The sequence below is a fragment of the Paraburkholderia sp. BGA-UO-ETr-F21 genome, assembly GCF_059567925.1.
In genome coordinates, this window is record NZ_JCAQOY010000040.1 from 286,429 (window position 1) to 304,015 (window position 17,587).

At 63.0% G+C, this 17,587-nt stretch carries 17 protein-coding genes; 9 read left to right on the forward strand and 8 right to left on the reverse strand.

The window, feature by feature from the left end:
* Window positions 1–147: 147 nt before the first annotated feature.
* Together AC57B1_RS33680 and tsaE are read right to left on the reverse strand one after the other, a co-directional pair.
* Window positions 148–1,719 (reverse strand): N-acetylmuramoyl-L-alanine amidase, encoded by a 1,572-nt coding sequence (locus AC57B1_RS33680; RefSeq protein WP_091799534.1) that lies wholly within the window; start codon window positions 1,717–1,719, stop codon window positions 148–150.
* Window positions 1,701–2,279 (reverse strand): tRNA (adenosine(37)-N6)-threonylcarbamoyltransferase complex ATPase subunit type 1 TsaE, encoded by a 579-nt coding sequence (tsaE, locus tag AC57B1_RS33685; protein ID WP_091799537.1) that lies wholly within the window; start codon window positions 2,277–2,279, stop codon window positions 1,701–1,703. The genes AC57B1_RS33680 and tsaE overlap by 19 nt, the downstream gene beginning before the upstream one ends.
* A gap of 17 nt (window positions 2,280–2,296) precedes the next feature.
* Between tsaE and queG the strand changes: the two genes are divergently transcribed.
* The 3 genes from queG to xerD all read left to right on the forward strand — a co-directional run bounded on the left by queG (window position 2,297) and on the right by xerD (window position 5,051).
* Window positions 2,297–3,544: a tRNA epoxyqueuosine(34) reductase QueG gene (gene queG, locus AC57B1_RS33690; RefSeq protein ID WP_496419881.1), complete on the forward strand. Its 1,248-nt coding sequence runs from the start codon at window positions 2,297–2,299 to the stop codon at window positions 3,542–3,544.
* 104 nt (window positions 3,545–3,648) lie between these two features.
* On the forward strand, window positions 3,649–4,119 hold the full coding sequence (locus AC57B1_RS33695) for a methylated-DNA--[protein]-cysteine S-methyltransferase (RefSeq protein WP_408296062.1): 471 nt from the start codon (window positions 3,649–3,651) through the stop codon (window positions 4,117–4,119).
* A complete protein-coding gene (gene xerD / locus AC57B1_RS33700) occupies window positions 4,116–5,051 on the forward strand; it encodes a site-specific tyrosine recombinase XerD (RefSeq protein ID WP_408186044.1) in 936 nt (311 codons plus the stop codon). Before AC57B1_RS33695 ends, xerD begins: the two co-directional genes overlap by 4 nt.
* A gap of 28 nt (window positions 5,052–5,079) precedes the next feature.
* Here the strand turns inward: xerD and AC57B1_RS33705 are convergent, their stop codons facing one another.
* On the reverse strand, window positions 5,080–6,642 hold the full coding sequence (locus AC57B1_RS33705) for a class I adenylate-forming enzyme family protein (RefSeq protein WP_496419882.1): 1,563 nt from the start codon (window positions 6,640–6,642) through the stop codon (window positions 5,080–5,082).
* A gap of 140 nt (window positions 6,643–6,782) precedes the next feature.
* Here AC57B1_RS33705 and ybaK point away from each other — a divergent pair, with 140 nt between their 5' ends.
* Together ybaK and plsY are read left to right on the forward strand one after the other, a co-directional pair.
* Window positions 6,783–7,274 carry a Cys-tRNA(Pro) deacylase gene (gene ybaK / locus AC57B1_RS33710; protein WP_496419883.1) on the forward strand — a complete coding sequence of 164 codons (492 nt, stop codon included), beginning with the start codon at window positions 6,783–6,785 and terminating at the stop codon, window positions 7,272–7,274.
* A 125-nt stretch (window positions 7,275–7,399) separates the two neighbouring features.
* On the forward strand, window positions 7,400–8,044 hold the full coding sequence (gene plsY, locus AC57B1_RS33715; RefSeq protein WP_408351513.1) for a glycerol-3-phosphate 1-O-acyltransferase PlsY: 645 nt from the start codon (window positions 7,400–7,402) through the stop codon (window positions 8,042–8,044).
* Between the two features lie 41 nt (window positions 8,045–8,085).
* Here the strand turns inward: plsY and AC57B1_RS33720 are convergent, their stop codons facing one another.
* On the reverse strand, window positions 8,086–8,571 hold the full coding sequence (locus AC57B1_RS33720; RefSeq protein WP_007180572.1) for a YajQ family cyclic di-GMP-binding protein: 486 nt from the start codon (window positions 8,569–8,571) through the stop codon (window positions 8,086–8,088).
* Window positions 8,572–8,780: 209 nt separating this feature from the next.
* On the opposite strand from AC57B1_RS33720, the gene murB reads away from it, so the two are divergent.
* Window positions 8,781–9,821: a UDP-N-acetylmuramate dehydrogenase gene (gene murB / locus AC57B1_RS33725; RefSeq protein WP_408186047.1), complete on the forward strand. Its 1,041-nt coding sequence runs from the start codon at window positions 8,781–8,783 to the stop codon at window positions 9,819–9,821.
* A gap of 168 nt (window positions 9,822–9,989) precedes the next feature.
* Here murB and AC57B1_RS33730 read toward each other — a convergent pair whose 3' ends face one another.
* Together AC57B1_RS33730 and argF are read right to left on the reverse strand one after the other, a co-directional pair.
* Window positions 9,990–11,216 carry an argininosuccinate synthase gene (locus AC57B1_RS33730; protein ID WP_091799562.1) on the reverse strand — a complete coding sequence of 409 codons (1,227 nt, stop codon included), beginning with the start codon at window positions 11,214–11,216 and terminating at the stop codon, window positions 9,990–9,992.
* A 285-nt stretch (window positions 11,217–11,501) separates the two neighbouring features.
* Window positions 11,502–12,431 (reverse strand): ornithine carbamoyltransferase, encoded by a 930-nt coding sequence (argF, locus tag AC57B1_RS33735; RefSeq protein WP_091799565.1) that lies wholly within the window; start codon window positions 12,429–12,431, stop codon window positions 11,502–11,504.
* A gap of 437 nt (window positions 12,432–12,868) precedes the next feature.
* On the opposite strand from argF, the gene AC57B1_RS33740 reads away from it, so the two are divergent.
* The gene (locus tag AC57B1_RS33740; RefSeq protein WP_408351507.1) at window positions 12,869–13,210 is read left to right on the forward strand and encodes a DUF3579 domain-containing protein; all 342 of its coding nucleotides are present in this window, start codon (window positions 12,869–12,871) and stop codon (window positions 13,208–13,210) included.
* Window positions 13,211–13,399: 189 nt separating this feature from the next.
* Here the strand turns inward: AC57B1_RS33740 and rpsT are convergent, their stop codons facing one another.
* Window positions 13,400–13,678 (reverse strand): 30S ribosomal protein S20, encoded by a 279-nt coding sequence (rpsT, locus tag AC57B1_RS33745; protein WP_012434165.1) that lies wholly within the window; start codon window positions 13,676–13,678, stop codon window positions 13,400–13,402.
* Window positions 13,679–14,213: 535 nt separating this feature from the next.
* Here rpsT and murJ point away from each other — a divergent pair.
* Together murJ and AC57B1_RS33755 are read left to right on the forward strand one after the other, a co-directional pair.
* Window positions 14,214–15,764: a murein biosynthesis integral membrane protein MurJ gene (gene murJ / locus AC57B1_RS33750; RefSeq protein WP_408351504.1), complete on the forward strand. Its 1,551-nt coding sequence runs from the start codon at window positions 14,214–14,216 to the stop codon at window positions 15,762–15,764.
* 5 nt (window positions 15,765–15,769) lie between these two features.
* The gene (locus AC57B1_RS33755; RefSeq protein ID WP_408186049.1) at window positions 15,770–16,612 is read left to right on the forward strand and encodes a SirB1 family protein; all 843 of its coding nucleotides are present in this window, start codon (window positions 15,770–15,772) and stop codon (window positions 16,610–16,612) included.
* A gap of 118 nt (window positions 16,613–16,730) precedes the next feature.
* Here AC57B1_RS33755 and AC57B1_RS33760 read toward each other — a convergent pair whose 3' ends face one another.
* Window positions 16,731–17,489 carry a 3-hydroxyacyl-CoA dehydrogenase gene (locus AC57B1_RS33760; protein ID WP_496419884.1) on the reverse strand — a complete coding sequence of 253 codons (759 nt, stop codon included), beginning with the start codon at window positions 17,487–17,489 and terminating at the stop codon, window positions 16,731–16,733.
* Window positions 17,490–17,587 lie beyond the last annotated feature (98 nt).

Sequence of the window (17,587 nt, forward strand, 5' to 3'; positions counted from 1 at the left end):
ACGAAAAAGCGGACAAAAAAGCGCGGACGACAAAACGCGAACCAGAGCGCAAACCAGAGCACGGCACAGCGCCGACAACCATACCGCCAACGAAACTACGGCCGCATCGAGCGGCCGTATTTCATTGCATCGTTGCAAGCGAAAGCATCACGTCATGCGGTTCTTCGCGAGCGGCGGATTCGCCGCGAAATAGCGCTTGATGCCGGTCATGATCGCATCGGCCATCTTGTCGCGATACGCGTCGTCGTTCAGGCGGCGCTCTTCGTCCGGGTTACTGATGAAGGCGGTTTCCACGAGGATCGACGGAATGTCCGGCGCCTTCAGCACCGCGAACCCCGCCTGTTCGACCGAGCCCTTGTGCAACTTGTTGATGCCGCCAATTTCCTTCAGCACGAAGTTGCCGTAGCGCATCGAGTCGCGAATCTGCGCGGTAGTGGACATATCGAACAGTGCGCGGTTGACGGTGGCGTCGGCGGACTTGATGTTGATTCCGCCGATCTCATCCGACGAGTTCTCCTTGTTCGCCATCCAGCGCGCCGCGGCACTCGACGCGCCATGCTCGGACAGCGCGAACACCGACGAGCCCTTGGCGTCGGGCGTGGTGAACGCGTCGGCGTGGATCGATACGAACAGGTCCGCGCCGACGCGGCGCGCTTTCTGCACACGTACGTTCAGCGGCACGAAGAAGTCGGCGTCGCGCGTCATCATGGAGCGCATGTTCGGTTGCGCGTCGATCTTCGCGCGCAGCTTCTTGGCGATGTCGAGCGCGACGTGTTTCTCGTAGGTGCCCGAGCCGCCGATCGCGCCCGGGTCTTCGCCGCCGTGACCCGGATCGATCGCGACGGTCAGCAAACGCACCGTGTTGCTCTTGCCGGATTTGGGCGTGGTGAATGCGTAGGTATCGTCGCTGCCGGCGTCGTCCGCGCCCAGCGTGCTGGCGCTGTTGCCTTTATTGCGCGCGATGGCCGTGGACGGCGCCGGCGGCGTGGCGGGCTTGCCGACGATCGGCGGTGCGGGCGTTGGCGTGACATGCACCGGCGGACGCGGCACGCTCGGCGTGGACCCGCTGCCGCCGTTCTGCGCGTAACGCTCGAAGAATGCCTCGCTGTTGTCGGCGGCGGGCGGCGTGGTGCCCGGGCCACTCAAGGTGGCGGGCGGTGGCGCGGCGTTCTGGTCGTTCAACGTCTGCTGCTTGCGTTCTGTCTGCGCGAGCAGATCCATCAACGGATCGGGCGCGACCGCGGGATACAGGTCGAACACAAGCCGGTATTTGTATGCGCCGACCGGTGGCAGCGTGAACACCTGCGGCTTCACCGAGCCCTTCAGGTCGAACACCATGCGCACCACATGCGGCTGATATTGCCCCACACGCACCGATTGAATTTGCGGATCGTTCGGCGTGATCTTCGACACGAGGTCCTTGAGCGCCTGATCCAGATCGAGGCCGCTCAGATCGACCACCAGCCGGTCAGGTCCCTGCAGCAACTGCTGGGCGTTCTGCAAAGGTTGATCGGATTCGATCGTGACGCGCGTGTAGTCGCGCGCGGGCCAGACCCGCACGCCGAGCACCGAGCTGGCCCACGCGAGACGCGGCGCGACGAGGCCGAGCACGAGCGTGGACGCACCCGCGCGCAGAATCTGCCGGCGCCGCCAGTTATGCGTTGCGGTAGCCGCCGATTCGATCGAGCGGAACGGTTTGATCAACATCTTTCGAGACATGCCTTTCCTGGTTCGCTGTATGCCCGTGCGACGAGTACACGGCCGTCGCCTTGGTTCTCATTGTCGAGGTCGAGCGAGAAGACGAGATCCGGCACGCCTAGGAGACGCCCCGCGCGTTGCGGCCATTCGACGAGGCAGACGGCGCCGCTGTCGAAGTATTCGCGAAAGCCCGCGTCGGCCCATTCGGCCGGATCGGTGAATCTGTACAGATCGAAGTGATAGAGCGCGAGTTCCCCGCTGGGGCGTTCGAGCACGTAGGGTTCGACGAGTGTGTAGGTGGGACTGCGCACGCGGCCGGTGTGGCCGAGGCCGCGCAAGGTGGCGCGCACGAGGGTGGTTTTGCCGGCGCCAAGATCGCCGACGAGTTGCACTTGCAGCCCGTGGAATGCCGTGTTGTCCTGAACGCCCGGCGCGTGTTGCGACGCTTCACGCACGCTTTCAATCGCCTTCGCGAAGCGCTCGCCGAACGCGAGTGTGGCGGCTTCGTCCGCGAGCGCGAAGGTGCGTTCGAGCAGGACATTGGCGGGCGGTTGGATCGCGAGATCGGGATTGTCAGGCATTCTCGTAAAATGGCGTGATGAACCGAAGTCCGGAGTCCCCTGTTTCCTGCCCGCCTGCGTCTGACGACGATGCGCGTGCCGAGCGTCATTTCGATGAAACGGCGCTGAATGCGCTCGCGCTGAACATCAAAACGTGGGGCCGTGAACTGGGTTTCGGAGCAATCGGCATTAGCGACACCGATCTCTCCGCGGCCGAAGCGCCGCTTGCAGCCTGGCTGGAAGCGGGGTGCCACGGCGAGATGGATTATATGGCGAAACACGGGATGAAACGCGCGCGGCCCGCCGAGCTTGTGGCCGGCACGCGACGTGTGATTACCGCGCGCATCGCTTATTTGCCCGCTCAGACACTGAGCGGAAAGGCGCCCGAAAGCGCTTTGCATGACGGCCCGCTGATGCAGGACAGCCGGGACTGGCGCGCAGCCGAGCATGCGCGGCTCGCGGACCCGTCGGCGGCGGTGGTGTCGATCTATGCGCGCGGCCGCGACTATCACAAGGTCATGCGTAACCGTCTGCAACATCTCGCCGAAAAAATCGAGGCGGAGATCGGCGCATTTGGCTACCGCGTATTTACCGATTCGGCGCCGGTGCTGGAGGTAGAACTTGCCCAGAAGGCCGGCATCGGCTGGCGCGGCAAGCACACGCTGCTGTTGCAGCGCGACGCCGGGTCGCTGTTTTTTCTCGGCGAAATCTATGTCGACGTGCCGTTGCCGACGGATGCCGAAACCGTGCCCGAGGTCGCGCCCGAAACACCGGGCTCGCACTGCGGCAGTTGCACGCGCTGCATCGGCGCCTGTCCGACCGGCGCGATCGTCGCGCCTTACAAGGTCGATGCGCGTTTGTGCATCTCCTATCTGACGATCGAATTGAAGGGCAGCATTCCGCTGGAAATGCGGCCGCTGATCGGCAATCGCGTGTACGGTTGCGACGATTGTCAGCTCGTGTGCCCATGGAACAAGTTCGCACAGGCCGCGCCGGTCGCCGATTTCGACGTGCGGCATGGGCTCGATCGCGCGTCGCTCGTCGAGCTTTTCTCGTGGAGCGCGGACGAGTTCGATACGCGCATGCAGGGCAGTGCGATTCGCCGGATCGGCCATGAGAGCTGGCTGCGCAATCTCGCGGTGGGCATGGGCAACGCGCTGCGTGCTTCGCGCGATACTTTGAGCGAGCCGGCGCGCGCGGCGATCGTGCAGGCGCTGAAATCGCGAGCCGGCGACGCTTCGGCCGTTGTGCGCGAGCATGTGGAATGGGCGTTGGAAGCGGCGTAAAGTAGCGGCACACTATTGGGTTCGGCGTGTGCAGCGTGCTGCACGACATGCAAGTGCGCCAACTTTGCAAACCGGAGCGCCGCGCCAGCAAGGAGCAGGCAATCATGTTCAACGCAGTGATCGATGCGCCGTTCGGCAAGGTCGGCATCCGTCTCGAAGGCGAGGCCGTGCGCGAGATCGTCTATCTGCCGGATTCCATGCAAAGCGTCGCGCCCGACACGCCGTTGGCGAGGCTGGCGGCCGAACAGATCGAACGGTATTTCGAACGTGCTTCGGCGAAATTCGAGTTGCCGCTTGCCCCGGTCGGCACCGCATTTCAGAAGCGCGTCTGGCAGGCCATCAGCGACATTGCGCCGGGCGTCGTGCTGACCTATGGGCAATTGGCGAGGCAACTCGGCAGCGCGCCGCGCGCGGTCGGTCAGGCGTGCGGCGCGAATTACTTTCCGATCGTGATTCCCTGCCATCGGGTGGTAAGTTCGAGCGGTATCGGCGGTTTTGCGAATCACGCCGAAGATGGTTTCTTCCGCAACGTCAAGCGCTGGCTGCTGGCGCATGAAGGCATTCCCTACGCATGAGCGATACCTTGATCGACGACGCGCCCGCCGCGTCCCCTCTCTTTGTTGCAAGCTCGGCATCGATCGATGCGTTCTGCGACGCACTGTGGCTCGAACATGGCCTGTCGCGCAACACGCTCGACGCATACCGCCGCGATCTGCGTCTCTTTTGCGAATGGCTCGCGCAGAGCCGCGACGCTTCACTCGACACCGCGAGCGAAGCCGATCTGAACGCGTATAGCGCTGCACGCCAGAAGGACAAATCGACTTCGGCGAACCGGCGGCTTTCGGTGTTTCGCCGCTACTACGGTTGGGCCGTGCGCGAGCATCGCACGAAGGTCGACCCGACGGTGCGCATCCGCTCGGCGAAACAGCCGCCGCGTTTTCCGTCGACGCTCACCGAAGCGCAAGTCGAAGCACTGCTCGGCGCGCCCGACATCGATACGCCTTTGGGCCTGCGTGATCGCACGATGCTTGAACTGATGTATGCGAGCGGTTTGCGCGTGACCGAACTGGTCACGCTCAAGACCGTGGAAGTGGGACTGAACGAGGGCGTGGTCCGTGTGATGGGCAAGGGCTCGAAGGAGCGCCTGATTCCGTTCGGCGAAGAGGCGCATGGCTGGATCGAACGCTATCTGCGCGAGGCGCGGCCCGGGTTGCTCGGCGCGCGCGCAACAGATGCACTGTTCGTGACGAACCGTGCGGAGGGCATGACGCGCCAGCAGTTCTGGAACATCATCAAACGCCACGCGTTGGCGGCCGGTGTGAATGCACCTTTGTCGCCGCATACGTTGCGGCACGCGTTCGCCACGCATCTGCTCAATCACGGCGCCGATTTGCGTGTCGTGCAACTGCTGCTCGGCCACACGGATATTTCGACCACGCAGATCTACACGCACGTGGCCCGCGAACGGTTGAAGTCACTGCATGCGCAGCATCATCCGCGAGGGTGATTTGCGTTTCGCCTGGCTTGGCTCTCGTTCAGAGAAACTCGCGCAGCCGATGCTTCAGAATCTTGCCGGTCGCTGCAGCCGGCAACGCGGCGAGTACCTTGACTTCGGCAGGCCGCTTGTACGGCGCGAGACGCTCGCCGCACCAGTCGATCAAGCCGGCGGGCGTGACGTTCGCGCCGGCCGTCAACTCCACGAACGCCACCACTTCCTCGTTACCTTCCACCGCGCGCCCGACCACCGCCGACTGCACGACCTGCGGATGCGCGTTCAACACATGCTCGACCTCGGCCGGATACACATTGAACCCCGAGCGGATGATCAGCTCCTTGCTGCGGCCTACGATATGCAAGGCGCCGTCCGCGTCCTGGCGCGCGAGATCGCCGGTTTTGAGCCAGCCGTCTTCGGTCACGACCGCACGTGTCTGCTCGGGGCCGCGGTAGTAGCCGAGCATCACGTTCGGACCGCGCACCCATAGCTCGCCGATCTCGCCTTTCGCGGCATCGACACCGTCAAGTCCCACGAAACGCACCTCGACGCCCGGAATGACCTCGCCGACCGAGCAGTCGTTGCGTGGCGCGTCGAGCATGGTGTGCGACACGGTCGGGCTGCTCTCGGTCATGCCGTAACCGTTGTGCAGCGGCAGACCGTAGACGCTCTCCACCTGCGCTTTCAGAGCGGCGTCGAGCGGCGAGCCGCCGGAATACGCGAAGCGCAATTGCGGCGCGGACCACGGGTGGCCGTGCGTGTGCAGATGCTCGAGCAATTTGGCGTGCATGGCGGGCACACCCTGGAAGATCGATACGCGTTCTTCGGCGAGAGCGCGGCGCACGGCTTCCGGCGCGAAGCGCGGCACGAGCCGCAAAGTTGCGCCTGCGTGCAGGCTGCCCAGGCACACCGACGCGAAGCCATAGACATGCGAAATCGGCAGCACGGCATAAACGACATCGTCCGGGCCGACTTTGCGCAGGCGGCTCGAGATTGCGGCAATGAAGAGCAGATTGCGATGCGAGAGCATCACGCCCTTCGGTGCGCCGGTGGTGCCGGTGGTGTAAATCAGCGCGGCGCATTGGCGGTGGTTTTCGGCTTCGACCGGTTCGGCTATCGCCGCGTTGTCCACGGTGTAGGACCACGCGCCGATGTCCGGCGTGATAGCCGGCGCCGCGCTGGCTTGATGCCGCTGCGCGTGCTGCTGGGCATCGGTCGAGCTTTCGGTGGCATAGGCGACCACGCGAGGCTGCGCATGAGCACGGATCGAATCGAGTTCGCCCGCCGACAGGCGCGCGTTCGACACCAGCGCCCACGCGTCGAGCCTCGCGGCTGCGAACAGCAGGACGATCTGCGCGATGCTGTTCTCCGCGACGATCATCACGCGATCGCCGCCACGCACGCCCCATTCGCGCAGCAGCGCGGTAGCGGCGTCGACGGCTTGCAGCAGTTGCGCGCTGCTCAAACGGCGCGCATCCTCGATCAAGGCGATATGTTGCGGATCGCGCGCGGCGGCGAGCGCCGGAATGTCGGCGATACGCGCGGGCAGGGCGGCCAGCAGCGCGGGAATGTCGATCGTGGAACGGGTGGACGAATCTGGGCTCAACGCTGTCTCCTTGGAACGGCTCGTTGCCCGGCGTGCGGTGCGCCGGAATATTTTCGAACGATCGTGCCATAATCGCCGGTCCCGCACAATTGACCATTCAGCAAATAGCCGTTGCGGAAAGTCGCCATTACAATGCGCCGATGAGCAAATCCCGACACGTCTCCGAAACGCCGGCCACGCAGTTTCTGCGCCGCCACGGCGTCACTTTCGGCGAACATCCTTATGATTATGTCGAGCATGGCGGCACCGGGGAATCGGCGCGTCAGCTCGGCGTGGACGAACATCACGTCGTGAAGACGCTGGTCATGGAAGACGAGTACGCCAAGCCGCTGATCGTGCTGATGCACGGCGACCGCACCGTCAGCACCAAGAACCTCGCGCGGCAGATTGGCGCGAAGCGCGTCGAGCCGTGCAAGCCTGAAGTGGCGAACCGGCATTCCGGCTACCTGATCGGCGGCACCTCGCCGTTCGGCACCAGGAAGCAGATGCCGGTGTATGTCGAGTCGAGCATTCTCGAGATGGACAAGATCTGGTTGAACGGCGGGCGGCGCGGTTTCCTGGTCAGCATCGAACCGAAGGTGTTGACGGCGTTGCTGGCGGCAAAGGCGGTTCAGTGCGCGAGCGTCGATTGACGTTTGCCTGAATGTTTTCCGGGCGCGCGCGTTCGGTAGAATGTGCGCCGCTTTGTTCCGAGTTGCGCGCCCTGTTGCGGTTGGGGTATCGAGTTTCAGACCGCCGATCCTTATAAGAGTCCCAGATGCAAAACCTGATCGTTGCTGTCGTTGCCTACCTGATCGGTTCGGTGTCGTTCGCCGTGATCGTGAGCGCCGCGATGGGCCTCGACGACCCCCGCTCCTATGGCTCGGGCAACCCGGGCGCCACCAACGTGCTGCGCAGCGGCAGCAAGAAGGCCGCGATTCTCACGCTGATCGGCGACGCGTTCAAGGGCTGGCTGCCGGTGTGGTTCGTCGTGCATTTCGGCGCGCGCTACGGGCTCGACGAGACTTCGGTGGCGATTGCGTCGGTTGCCGTGTTTCTCGGTCACCTGTACCCGGTTTTCTTCCGCTTCAAAGGCGGCAAGGGCGTGGCGACCGCAGCGGGCGTGCTGCTCGCGATCAATCCGATCCTCGGCGTGGCGACCTTGCTGACCTGGCTGATCGTGGCGTTCTTCACGCGCTATTCGTCGCTGGCGGCGCTGGCCGCGGCGGTATTTGCGCCGATCTTCGACGGCTTCCTGTTCGGGCCGCATATTATCGCGCTGGCGATCGTCGTGATGAGCTCGCTGCTGGTGTGGCGCCATCGCGGCAACATCGCCAAGCTGATGCGCGGCCAGGAGAGCCGCATTGGCGACAAGAAGAAGACGGATGCGGCGGCAAAGCCGGCGGCGGGGAGCGACGTCTGACGGGTTGATGCATTGGCGCGCGGCGTTCGCGCGCCGAAGCATCAGTCGCGGAAGTTATTGAAGTCGAGCGGCGTGTCCGTCACGTCCTTGCGCAGCATGGCGATCACGCTTTGCAGATCGTCGCGCTTGCCGCCGGTGATGCGCACCGCGTCGCCCTGAATGCTCGCCTGGACCTTGATCTTGCTGTCCTTCACGAGGCGCACGATTTTCTTCGACAGATCGCCCGACACGCCTTTCTTGATCTTGATGACCTGCTTGACCTTGTCGCCGCCGATCTTCTCGATCTTGCCGTAGTCGAGGAAGCGCACGTCCACGTTGCGCTTGGCCATTTTCGACAGCAGCACGTCTTTTACCTGGCCGAGTTTGAAATCATCGTCCGCGTAGGCCGTGATTTCGTTTTCCTTGTGTTCGACGCGCGCGTCCGACCCTTTGAAGTCGAAGCGCGTTGAAATTTCCTTGTTGGACTGCTCGATCGCGTTCTTGACTTCGATCATGTTCGCTTCGCAGACGACGTCAAACGATGGCATTGCTTTCTCCCAATAGTGCTGCGGTGCGCGACGCAGCCGGCCGGCTGCTCATGAGGCACTCGCTATAATCACGGACCGGACGTCATTTTACCGACGCCGCTCCCTTTTGCCCAAGGCCGCCGCGCATTGCCGCGCAGCCCGGGTCCGAAGCCGTTTTCATAGGCTGCTTATTTCGTTGTTTCATTCGTCGTTTCACTGTTCTCATTCCGATGTCCCACTCCGAATCCGCCGCGTTCGTTGCCGGCTATCCGCTCAAGCCGCACAACACCTTCGGCTTCGATGTTCGCGCGCAGTTTGCGTGCCGCATTGAGCGAGAAGAGCAATTGATGGCCGCGGTGCGTGATCCGCGCGCAGCCGGCCTGCCGCGCCTCGTGCTCGGCGGCGGCAGCAATGTCGTGCTGACCGGCGACTTTGGCGGCCTGGTGCTGCTGGTCGCGCTGCGGGGCCGCCGCGTCGTGCGTGAAGACGATCATGCATGGTACGTCGAAGCGGCCGGCGGCGAGCCGTGGCATGAGTTTGTGGCCTGGACTTTGTCGCAAGGCATGGCTGGCCTCGAGAACCTCGCGCTGATTCCGGGGACGGTGGGCGCGGCGCCGATCCAGAACATCGGCGCGTACGGGTTGGAGATGTGCGAGCGTTTCGCGTCGCTGCGCGCGGTGGAGCTGGCCACGGGCGCCGTGGTCGAGCTGGACGCGCAGGCTTGCCGCTTCGGCTATCGCGACAGTTTTTTCAAGCGGGAAGGGCGCGAGCGTTTCGTGATTACGTCGGTGACGTTCCGTTTGCCGAAGGTCTGGCAGCCGCGCGCCGGGTATGCGGATCTTGCTCGCGAACTGGCTGCGAACGGCCACGCCGATACCCCGCCGACCGCGCAGGCCATCTTCGATGCGGTGGTGGCGGTGCGGCGCGCCAAGCTGCCCGATCCGCTGGAGCTCGGCAATGCCGGCAGCTTCTTCAAGAATCCTGTGGTCGAGGCGGCGCAGTTCGAGGCGCTCAAGCTCAGGGAGCCGGAAGTCGTGTCTTATGTGCAGCCGGATGGCCGGGTGAAGCTCGCCGCCGGCTGGCTGATCGATCGATGCGGCTGGAAAGGCCGCGCGATGGGCGCGGCGGCCGTGCACGAGAGGCAGGCGCTGGTGCTGGTGAATCGCGGCGGCGCGAGCGGCGCGGAGGTGTTGGCGCTGGCGAAAGCGATTCAGCGCGATGTGCTGGAGAGGTTTGGGGTGGAACTGGAGGCGGAACCGGTTTGTTTGTGATGGGTTGAGTCGGGTTGGTCGGTGCGGACGTGTTGATGCGGACGTGTTGGTGATAAAAAAGGCGCCGGGAGTTTCCTCCCGGCGCCTTTTTTGCGTTTGGCTTCGGCCGCGCCTTTCGGCGCTGAACTTCGCTAGCGCGAAGTTAGCCTGCTGCCAAGCCGCGCTTCATCAATCGCGCTGACGGCGAGCGTTTTCCGCAATCCGCATACGCAGTGCGTTGAGCTTGATGAACCCGCCAGCGTCGGCCTGGTTGTAAGCGCCGCCGTCGTCGTCGAAAGTGGCGATGGTCTTGTCGAACAGCGTTTCCTTCGAATCGCGCGCGACGACCGACACGCTGCCCTTGTACAGCTTCACGCGCACCCAGCCGTTGACCTTCTCTTGCGTATGGTCGATCAGCACCTGGAGCGCACGGCGCTCCGGGCTCCACCAGTAGCCGTTATAAATCAGCGCCGCGTAGCGGGGCATCAGGTCGTCTTTCAGGTGAGCCACTTCACGGTCGAGCGTGATCGACTCGATGCCGCGGTGCGCCTTCAGCATGATCGTGCCGCCCGGCGTTTCATAGCAGCCGCGCGACTTCATGCCGACGTAACGGTTTTCCACCAGATCCAGACGGCCAATGCCGTGCTTGCCGCCCAGGCGGTTCAGCTCGGTGAGCATTTCCGCGGCCGACAGACGCTTGCCGTTGATCGCAACCGGATCGCCGTGCTCGTACTCGATGTCGAGGTATTCAGCCTGGTCCGGCGCCTCTTCCGGCGACACGGTCCAACGCCACATATCGGCTTCCGCTTCCGCTTTCGGATCTTCCAGGTGACGGCCTTCGAACGAAATGTGCAGCAGGTTCGCGTCCATCGAATACGGCGCGCCGCCTTGCTTGTGCTTCATTTCGATCGGAATGCCAGCCTTTTCGGCGTACGCGAGCAGCTTTTCACGCGACAGCAGATCCCATTCGCGCCACGGCGCGATGACCTTGATACCCGGTTCCAGCGCGTAGTAACCGAGTTCGAAGCGAACCTGGTCGTTGCCCTTGCCGGTTGCGCCGTGCGAAACCGCTTGTGCGCCGGTGGCGCGCGCGATTTCGATCTGACGCTTGGCGATCAGCGGACGCGCGATCGACGTGCCCAGCAGATACTCGCCTTCATAGATCGTGTTGGCGCGGAACATCGGGAACACGAAGTCACGCACGAACTCTTCGCGCAGGTCTTCGATAAAGATGTTTTCCGGCTTGATGCCGAGTTGCAGGGCCTTCTTGCGCGCCGGTTCCAGCTCTTCGCCCTGGCCGATGTCGGCCGTGAACGTGACGACTTCGGCGTCGTAATTGTCCTGCAACCACTTCAGGATGACGGAGGTGTCGAGGCCGCCCGAATAGGCGAGCACGACTTTCTTGATATCGCTCATGGTGAACTCGTAGCTGGAGAAAGCGGGAAAACAAGGCGCGCCGGCGGTCCCGGAGCGCGGAAAACCACTATTTTGACACTAAACCGCCGGCTGCCCGCGTTTTTGGGGCAGTGCGGTGATGAAGCCGGGTCCGCTTGACGCAGTGGACGCCGGCTCGATGCGCGGCGCTAAACGTGGATGCCTTGCCTCGTATTCAAGGCCCCGTCGCGCTACACGCAGATGCTGCATTGGGTGCTGCTTAGGTGCTGCATTAGGTGCTGCATTAAGTGCCGGGCAGCGGCTCGCTCAGTGATTCAGCTTGCCGAGCAGGAGATATTCCATCAAGGCCTTTTGCACGTGCAAACGATTTTCCGCCTCGTCCCACACAACGCTTTGCGGGCCGTCGATCACTTCCGCGCTGACTTCCTCGCCGCGATGGGCAGGCAGGCAGTGCATAAAGAGCGCATCTGCATTGGCGCGCGCCATCATGTCGGCGTCGACGCACCAGTCGGCGAAGGCTTTCTTGCGCGCTTCGTTCTCGGCCTCGAAGCCCATGCTGGTCCAGACGTCGGTGGTCACGAGGTCGGCGCCCGTGCAGGCCTCGTTCGGATCGTCGAATTCTTCGTAGAACGGCGCGCTCTCGGCGGCGACCATGGCGCGGTCGAGCTTGTAGCCTGGCGGCGTGGACAGGCGCAGCTTGAAGCCGAGAATCTGCGCGGCTTCGATCCACGTGTACAGCATGTTGTTGGCGTCGCCGACCCACGCAACCGTCTTGCCGCGAATCGGACCGCGATGCTCGAAGTACGTGAAGATGTCCGCCAGCACCTGGCACGGGTGATATTCGTTGGTCAGCCCGTTGATTACCGGCACGCGCGAATTCTCGGCGAAGCGGGTGAGAATGTCCTGGCCGAACGTGCGGATCATGATGATGTCGACCATGCGCGAGATCACTTGCGCTGCGTCTTCGATCGGTTCGCCGCGGCCGAGTTGCGTGTCGCGCGTGCTCATGAAAACGGCGTGACCGCCCAACTGGAAGATGCCGGCTTCGAACGACAGGCGCGTGCGCGTCGAATTTTTTTCGAAGATCATCGCCAGCGTGCGATCGTGCAGCGGATGGTAGGTCTCGTAGTTCTTGAATTTGCGTTTCAGAATGCGCGCGCGTTCCAGCACGTACTCGTAGTCTTCCAGCGAGAAATCCTTGAACTGCAGGTAGTGGCGAATTTTCTTGGCGGTCATGAAACAAATACGGCGGTCTCACCCGGCAGGATTGCCGGACGGCGCCGCCGTCGTTTGTGGTAACTCAATGCAGCATAAAGGATTTCGCCCGATTTGACGAGTCGGCCAAAAGGCCGGGCAAGCTGGCCGAAAGCCTCGTCGATACATCAGACTTGTCTTGTGTGCGGTGCGGAAAAAGGTCCGCTGCGCTATAATCTACGGGTTATCCCAAAGCCCAGCAGGCCGGTATTTCGCTTGCGGGACACGGCTCGCGCGGCTCGGAAAGGCCTGCTCGCGGTGTGCCGTCATGACAAGCGCAAAGGCGGCTCAGCCGGCCCTTCGCGGTTCTGGTGGTGTGGTTCGCCATCGCGGCACGGTCGGCGAGTCCAGGCAATTCAAAGCCGCTTCGCCGTTCGCTTTGCCGTCATCCCGCTGGGCAGTCACACAGGTATTCCTACATGGCCGAAGCAGCTCCAACCGAATATTTCATTCAGGGCATTACGTCGACGGGAAAAAAGTTTCGGCCGAGCGACTGGTCGGAGCGCCTCGCAGGCGTCATGGCGTGCTTCGGCCCCGGTGCAAGGAAGGGGCCGAACGCTTATATGCAGTACTCGCTTTACGTCCGGCCGACCATGCTCGGCGACCTCAAGTGCGTGATTCTCGATTCGCGCTTGCGTGACATCGAGCCGATGGCTTTCGACTTCGTCCTCAACTTCGCGAAAGACAACGACCTTGTCGTGACCGAGGCTTGCGAGTTGCCGCCGGAGCATGGCACGCAGCAGACCAAGAACACGCGCTAAGGCGCAAGCCAGTCAAGTCGGCTAAAACAAAAACCCGCCAGCAGCGGGTTTTTTTGCGGCCGAAGCATCGGCATCGGCGAGTGGGGCACACCATCGGCCTGCGCCGGTGCCAAGCAAAAAAGCCCGCCGAGGCGGGCCTTTCTGTGCAGCGGAAACAGGAGGTAGCCCACCGAAGCGGGCTGACCGGAATTACTGCGCTGCGGACGCTTGCAGACCCTTGATGGCTGCAGCGAGACGGCTCTTATGGCGAGCAGCCTTGTTCTTGTGAACGATGTTCTTGTCGGCAATGATGTCGATGGTCTTCGACGATGCCTGGAAGATCTCTGCGGCCTTAGCCTTGTCGCCGGCGTCGATCGCCTTGCGGACAGCCTTGATAGCCGTGCGGAACTTCGAGCGCAGTGCCGAGTTGTGCGAGTTTGCCTTGGCGGCCTGGCGGGCGCGCTTGCGTGCTTGTGCGGAGTTAGCCATGACGGTTCCTTATCCTGTTCCTGTTTCCAGTACCTGACCTTCAAGTGGTGAGGTGCTGCTTTTAGATCGAACTCTTGGAAGCGATTGCCCAAGAGCGCAAAAGTGTCGAAAAAAATCGATCGGACTACGTGAAGGCTGGCCTGTGTTTTCGGGCTATTCGAGGGTGTTCGCAGGTGGCGTGTCGCCGGCCGCGACCTCGTCTGGAAGTAGACCGAAAGTTGAGCGAGCTTCGAAACCGGCGATTATAGCAACAAAATCAGGCACGTGGCAACGGGAAAGCGCTACGAAGTCCTGCCGCCCCGTGGCGTAAAGCCTGGCACCCGGCTGGCGGCGATGCTGGGGCCGCCGCCCGAAGTCTGGCCGGAGTCCGTCTGAAAGTGGGCTGCGGGGCATGTCCGACAGGGCGCCGCCGCGCGGGCGGGCCACAAAAAACGCGCCAATCCGCCTGTCGGATCGAACGTCTGAGCGGCAAATCGGTCCGAATCGCGTTCCGGCTCGTCGTCCGCACTTGCGGCACCCGTATAATAAGCGCCCCATGAATCTATTCCGAGCCCTGCTGACGGTCAGCGGCTTCACGCTGCTGTCGCGCGTGACCGGACTGGCCCGCGAAACGCTGATCGCACGCGCGTTCGGTGCCAGTCAATACACTGACGCGTTCTACGTCGCCTTCCGCATTCCGAACCTGCTGCGCCGCATCTCCGCTGAAGGCGCGTTCTCGCAGGCCTTCGTGCCGATTCTCGCCGAGTTCAAGAATCAGCAAGGCCATGACGCCACCAAGGCACTGGTCGACGCCACGTCGACGGTGCTCGCCTGGGCGCTCGCCGTCCTCTCGCTGATCGGCGTGGTCGGCGCGTCGGGCGTGGTGTTCATCGTCGCTTCGGGCCTCGCGCACGAGGGCCAGGCGTACGCGCTCGCGGTCACCATGACGCGCATCATGTTCCCGTACATCATTTTCATTTCGCTGACGTCGCTGGCGTCGGGCGTGCTGAATACGTACAAGAACTTCTCGCTGCCCGCATTCGCGCCGGTTCTGCTGAACGTCGCGTTCATCGTCGCCGCCGTGTTTGTCGCGCCGCGCCTGCAAACGCCGGTCTATGCGCTCGCGTGGGCGGTGATCGCGGGCGGCGTGCTGCAGTTCGTCGTGCAACTGCCGGGTCTGAAGAAGATCGACATGATTCCGCGCATCGGCCTGAATCCGGTGAAGGCGCTCGCGCATCGCGGCGTGAAGCGCGTGCTGTCCAAGATGGTGCCCGCGATGTTCGCCGTCTCGGTCGCGCAGATCAGCCTGATCATCAACACGAATATCGCGTCGCGCATCGGCCCGGGGGCGGTGTCCTGGATCAACTACGCCGACCGGCTGATGGAGTTCCCGACCGCGCTGCTGGGTGTCGCGCTCGGCACGATCCTGCTGCCGAGCCTCTCGAAGGCGCACGTCGACGCCGATCCGCACGAGTATTCGTCGCTGCTCGATTGGGGCTTGCGCGTCACCTTTCTGCTCGCCGCGCCGAGCGCCGTCGCACTGTTCTTCTTCGCAGAGCCGCTGACCGCCACGCTGTTCCACTACGGCAAGTTCGACGGCAACTCGGTGGTGATGACCTCCCGCGCGCTGTCCGCGTACGGCGTCGGGCTGATCGGCCTGATTCTCATCAAGATCCTCGCGCCGGGCTTCTACGCCAAGCAGGACATCAAGACGCCGGTGAAGATCGGTGTCGGTGTGCTGATTCTCACGCAGTTGAGCAACTATCTGTTCGTGCCGATTTTCGCGCATGCGGGTTTGACGCTGAGCGTCGGGCTCGGCGCTTGCGGTAATGCGCTGCTGCTGTTTCTTGGCCTGCGCAAACGCGGCATCTATACGCCGTCGAGCGGCTGGCTGAAATTCTTCGTGCAGTTGCTCGGCGCCTGTCTGGTGCTGGCTGGCGCGATGCACTGGCTGGCGATCAGCTTCGACTGGATCGGCTTGCATAGCCGGCCGGTGGACCGCATGGTGTTGCTCGCGGCGTGCCTCGTTCTGTTCGCCGCGCTATATTTCGGTATGCTTTGGCTGATGGGCTTCAAGTACGCGTATTTCAAAAGGCGAGCGAAGTGATCACGATGACGCGAGTTCTCGACTATTTCAGCACGCTGGTTGCCGAAGACGACAGTCTTCCGTTGACCGAGGCGGCGCTCTCGCTCGCGCAGGATGCTTATCCCGACCTCGATCTGCAAGCCACGCTCGCCGAGATCGACGAGCTGGTGGTGCGTCTGCAGCGGCGCATGCCGGACGACGCCGACATCAAGCAGAAAGTCGGCATTCTGAACCGGTTCTTCTTTCGCGAGCTGGGTTTCGCCAGCAATCTCAACGACTATTACGACCCGGACAACAGCCATCTGAACGCGGTGCTCAAGCGGCGCCGAGGCATTCCGATTTCGCTGGCCGTGCTGTATCTGGAGATGGCTGAGCAGATCGGCGTTCCGGCGCGCGGCGTGTCTTTTCCCGGCCACTTCCTGTTGCGCGTGACCACGCCCGACGGCGACGTGATGCTCGATCCGACCAGCGGACATTCGCTGTCCGAGTCGGAGATGGTGGAGATGCTGGAGCCTTATGTCGCGTCGGCGGGCGAATCGGTGAGCAGGGCGCTGCGCATGCTGCTGCAACCGGCCACGCGCCGCGAGATCATCGCCCGCATGCTGCGCAACCTGAAGTCCACGTATCTTCAGACGGAACGCTGGCAGCGTTTGCTGGCGGTGCAGCAGCGTCTCGTAATTCTGCTGCCGGAGAGTATCGAAGAAGTGCGCGACCGCGGCTTCGCGTATGCGCGGCTCGATTACCTGCGCCCCGCGCTCGAAGACCTGGAGCGTTATCTCGGCGACCGGCCGGATGCCGAAGACGCAACGGTGGTTGAGTCGCAATTGCACGAACTGCGGCAGCGTACCCAGCACAACGATCGCGAGTAGGCAGTGTGCAGTGTGGGTAGCGCCCGCTGGTACGGCTCAAAACAAAACGCCTGCATACATTCGTATGCAGGCGTTTTTCATTAATGCGCCCCTTTCACACGGCACGCCGCATGGACGCTCACTTCGGCTGCATGCGGATCGCGCCGTCCAGACGGATCACTTCGCCATTGAGCATCGGGTTGTCGAAGATCTGCTTGGCCAGCATCGCGTACTCTGCCGGTTTGCCGAGACGCGGTGGGAACGGCACCATTGCGCCGAGGGCGTCCTGCACTTCCTGCGGCATGCCGAGCAGCATGGGCGTTTCGAAAATGCCCGGCGCAATGGTCATCACGCGGATCGCGTTGCGCGACAGGTCACGGGCGATGGGCAGCGTCATGCCGACCACGCCGCTCTTGGACGCGGCGTAAGCCGCCTGGCCGATCTGGCCATCATAGGCGGCCACCGACGCCGTATTGATGATCACGCCACGCTCGCCATTCGCATTCGGCTCGTTCTTCGACATGGCCGCGGCGGCAAGCCGGATCATGTTGAACGTGCCGATCAGGTTGATCGAGATGGTGCGCGCGAACGAATCGAGCGGATGGGGGCCGTCCTTGCCGACCGTTTTGATGGCAGGCGCGACACCCGCGCAATTGACGAGGCCGCGCAGCGTGCCGAGTTTGGTGGCGGCTTCGACAGCTTGCGTGGCGTCGTCTTCACGGCTGACGTCGCATTTGACAAAGACACCGCCGAGTTCCCTGGCCAGCGCTTCGCCGGCCTCCACGTTCAGATCGGCGAGCACCACCTTGCCGCCATTTTCGACGAGCAGGCGTGCGGTGGCTGCGCCCAAGCCTGACGCACCGCCGGTGATCAGGAACACATTGTCACGAATCTCCATGTCTTCTCCTTTGCTACGGTTCAGTAGTGTCTAGATCGAATATTTTTTCGATGATCGATTGTAACGACTATGCTGCAACGCGGAAAGCGCGACGGGCT

Bases quoted from the DNA above. Each gene is read 5' to 3' on its own strand.
- AC57B1_RS33755 (WP_408186049.1), top strand. From the start codon at position 15,770: ATGACGCGAGTTCTCGACTATTTCAGCACGCTGGTTGCCGAAGACGAC.
- plsY (WP_408351513.1), top strand. From the start codon at position 7,400: ATGCAAAACCTGATCGTTGCTGTCGTTGCCTACCTGATCGGTTCGGTG.
- queG (WP_496419881.1), top strand. From the start codon at position 2,297: ATGAACCGAAGTCCGGAGTCCCCTGTTTCCTGCCCGCCTGCGTCTGAC.
- AC57B1_RS33730 (WP_091799562.1), bottom strand. From the start codon at position 11,216: ATGAGCGATATCAAGAAAGTCGTGCTCGCCTATTCGGGCGGCCTCGAC.
- AC57B1_RS33695 (WP_408296062.1), top strand. From the start codon at position 3,649: ATGTTCAACGCAGTGATCGATGCGCCGTTCGGCAAGGTCGGCATCCGT.
- rpsT (WP_012434165.1), bottom strand. From the start codon at position 13,678: ATGGCTAACTCCGCACAAGCACGCAAGCGCGCCCGCCAGGCCGCCAAG.
- AC57B1_RS33740 (WP_408351507.1), top strand. From the start codon at position 12,869: ATGGCCGAAGCAGCTCCAACCGAATATTTCATTCAGGGCATTACGTCG.
- argF (WP_091799565.1), bottom strand. From the start codon at position 12,431: ATGACCGCCAAGAAAATTCGCCACTACCTGCAGTTCAAGGATTTCTCG.
- ybaK (WP_496419883.1), top strand. From the start codon at position 6,783: ATGAGCAAATCCCGACACGTCTCCGAAACGCCGGCCACGCAGTTTCTG.
- murB (WP_408186047.1), top strand. From the start codon at position 8,781: ATGTCCCACTCCGAATCCGCCGCGTTCGTTGCCGGCTATCCGCTCAAG.
- AC57B1_RS33760 (WP_496419884.1), bottom strand. From the start codon at position 17,489: ATGGAGATTCGTGACAATGTGTTCCTGATCACCGGCGGTGCGTCAGGC.
- murJ (WP_408351504.1), top strand. From the start codon at position 14,214: ATGAATCTATTCCGAGCCCTGCTGACGGTCAGCGGCTTCACGCTGCTG.
- AC57B1_RS33680 (WP_091799534.1), bottom strand. From the start codon at position 1,719: ATGTCTCGAAAGATGTTGATCAAACCGTTCCGCTCGATCGAATCGGCG.
- tsaE (WP_091799537.1), bottom strand. From the start codon at position 2,279: ATGCCTGACAATCCCGATCTCGCGATCCAACCGCCCGCCAATGTCCTG.
- xerD (WP_408186044.1), top strand. From the start codon at position 4,116: ATGAGCGATACCTTGATCGACGACGCGCCCGCCGCGTCCCCTCTCTTT.
- AC57B1_RS33720 (WP_007180572.1), bottom strand. From the start codon at position 8,571: ATGCCATCGTTTGACGTCGTCTGCGAAGCGAACATGATCGAAGTCAAG.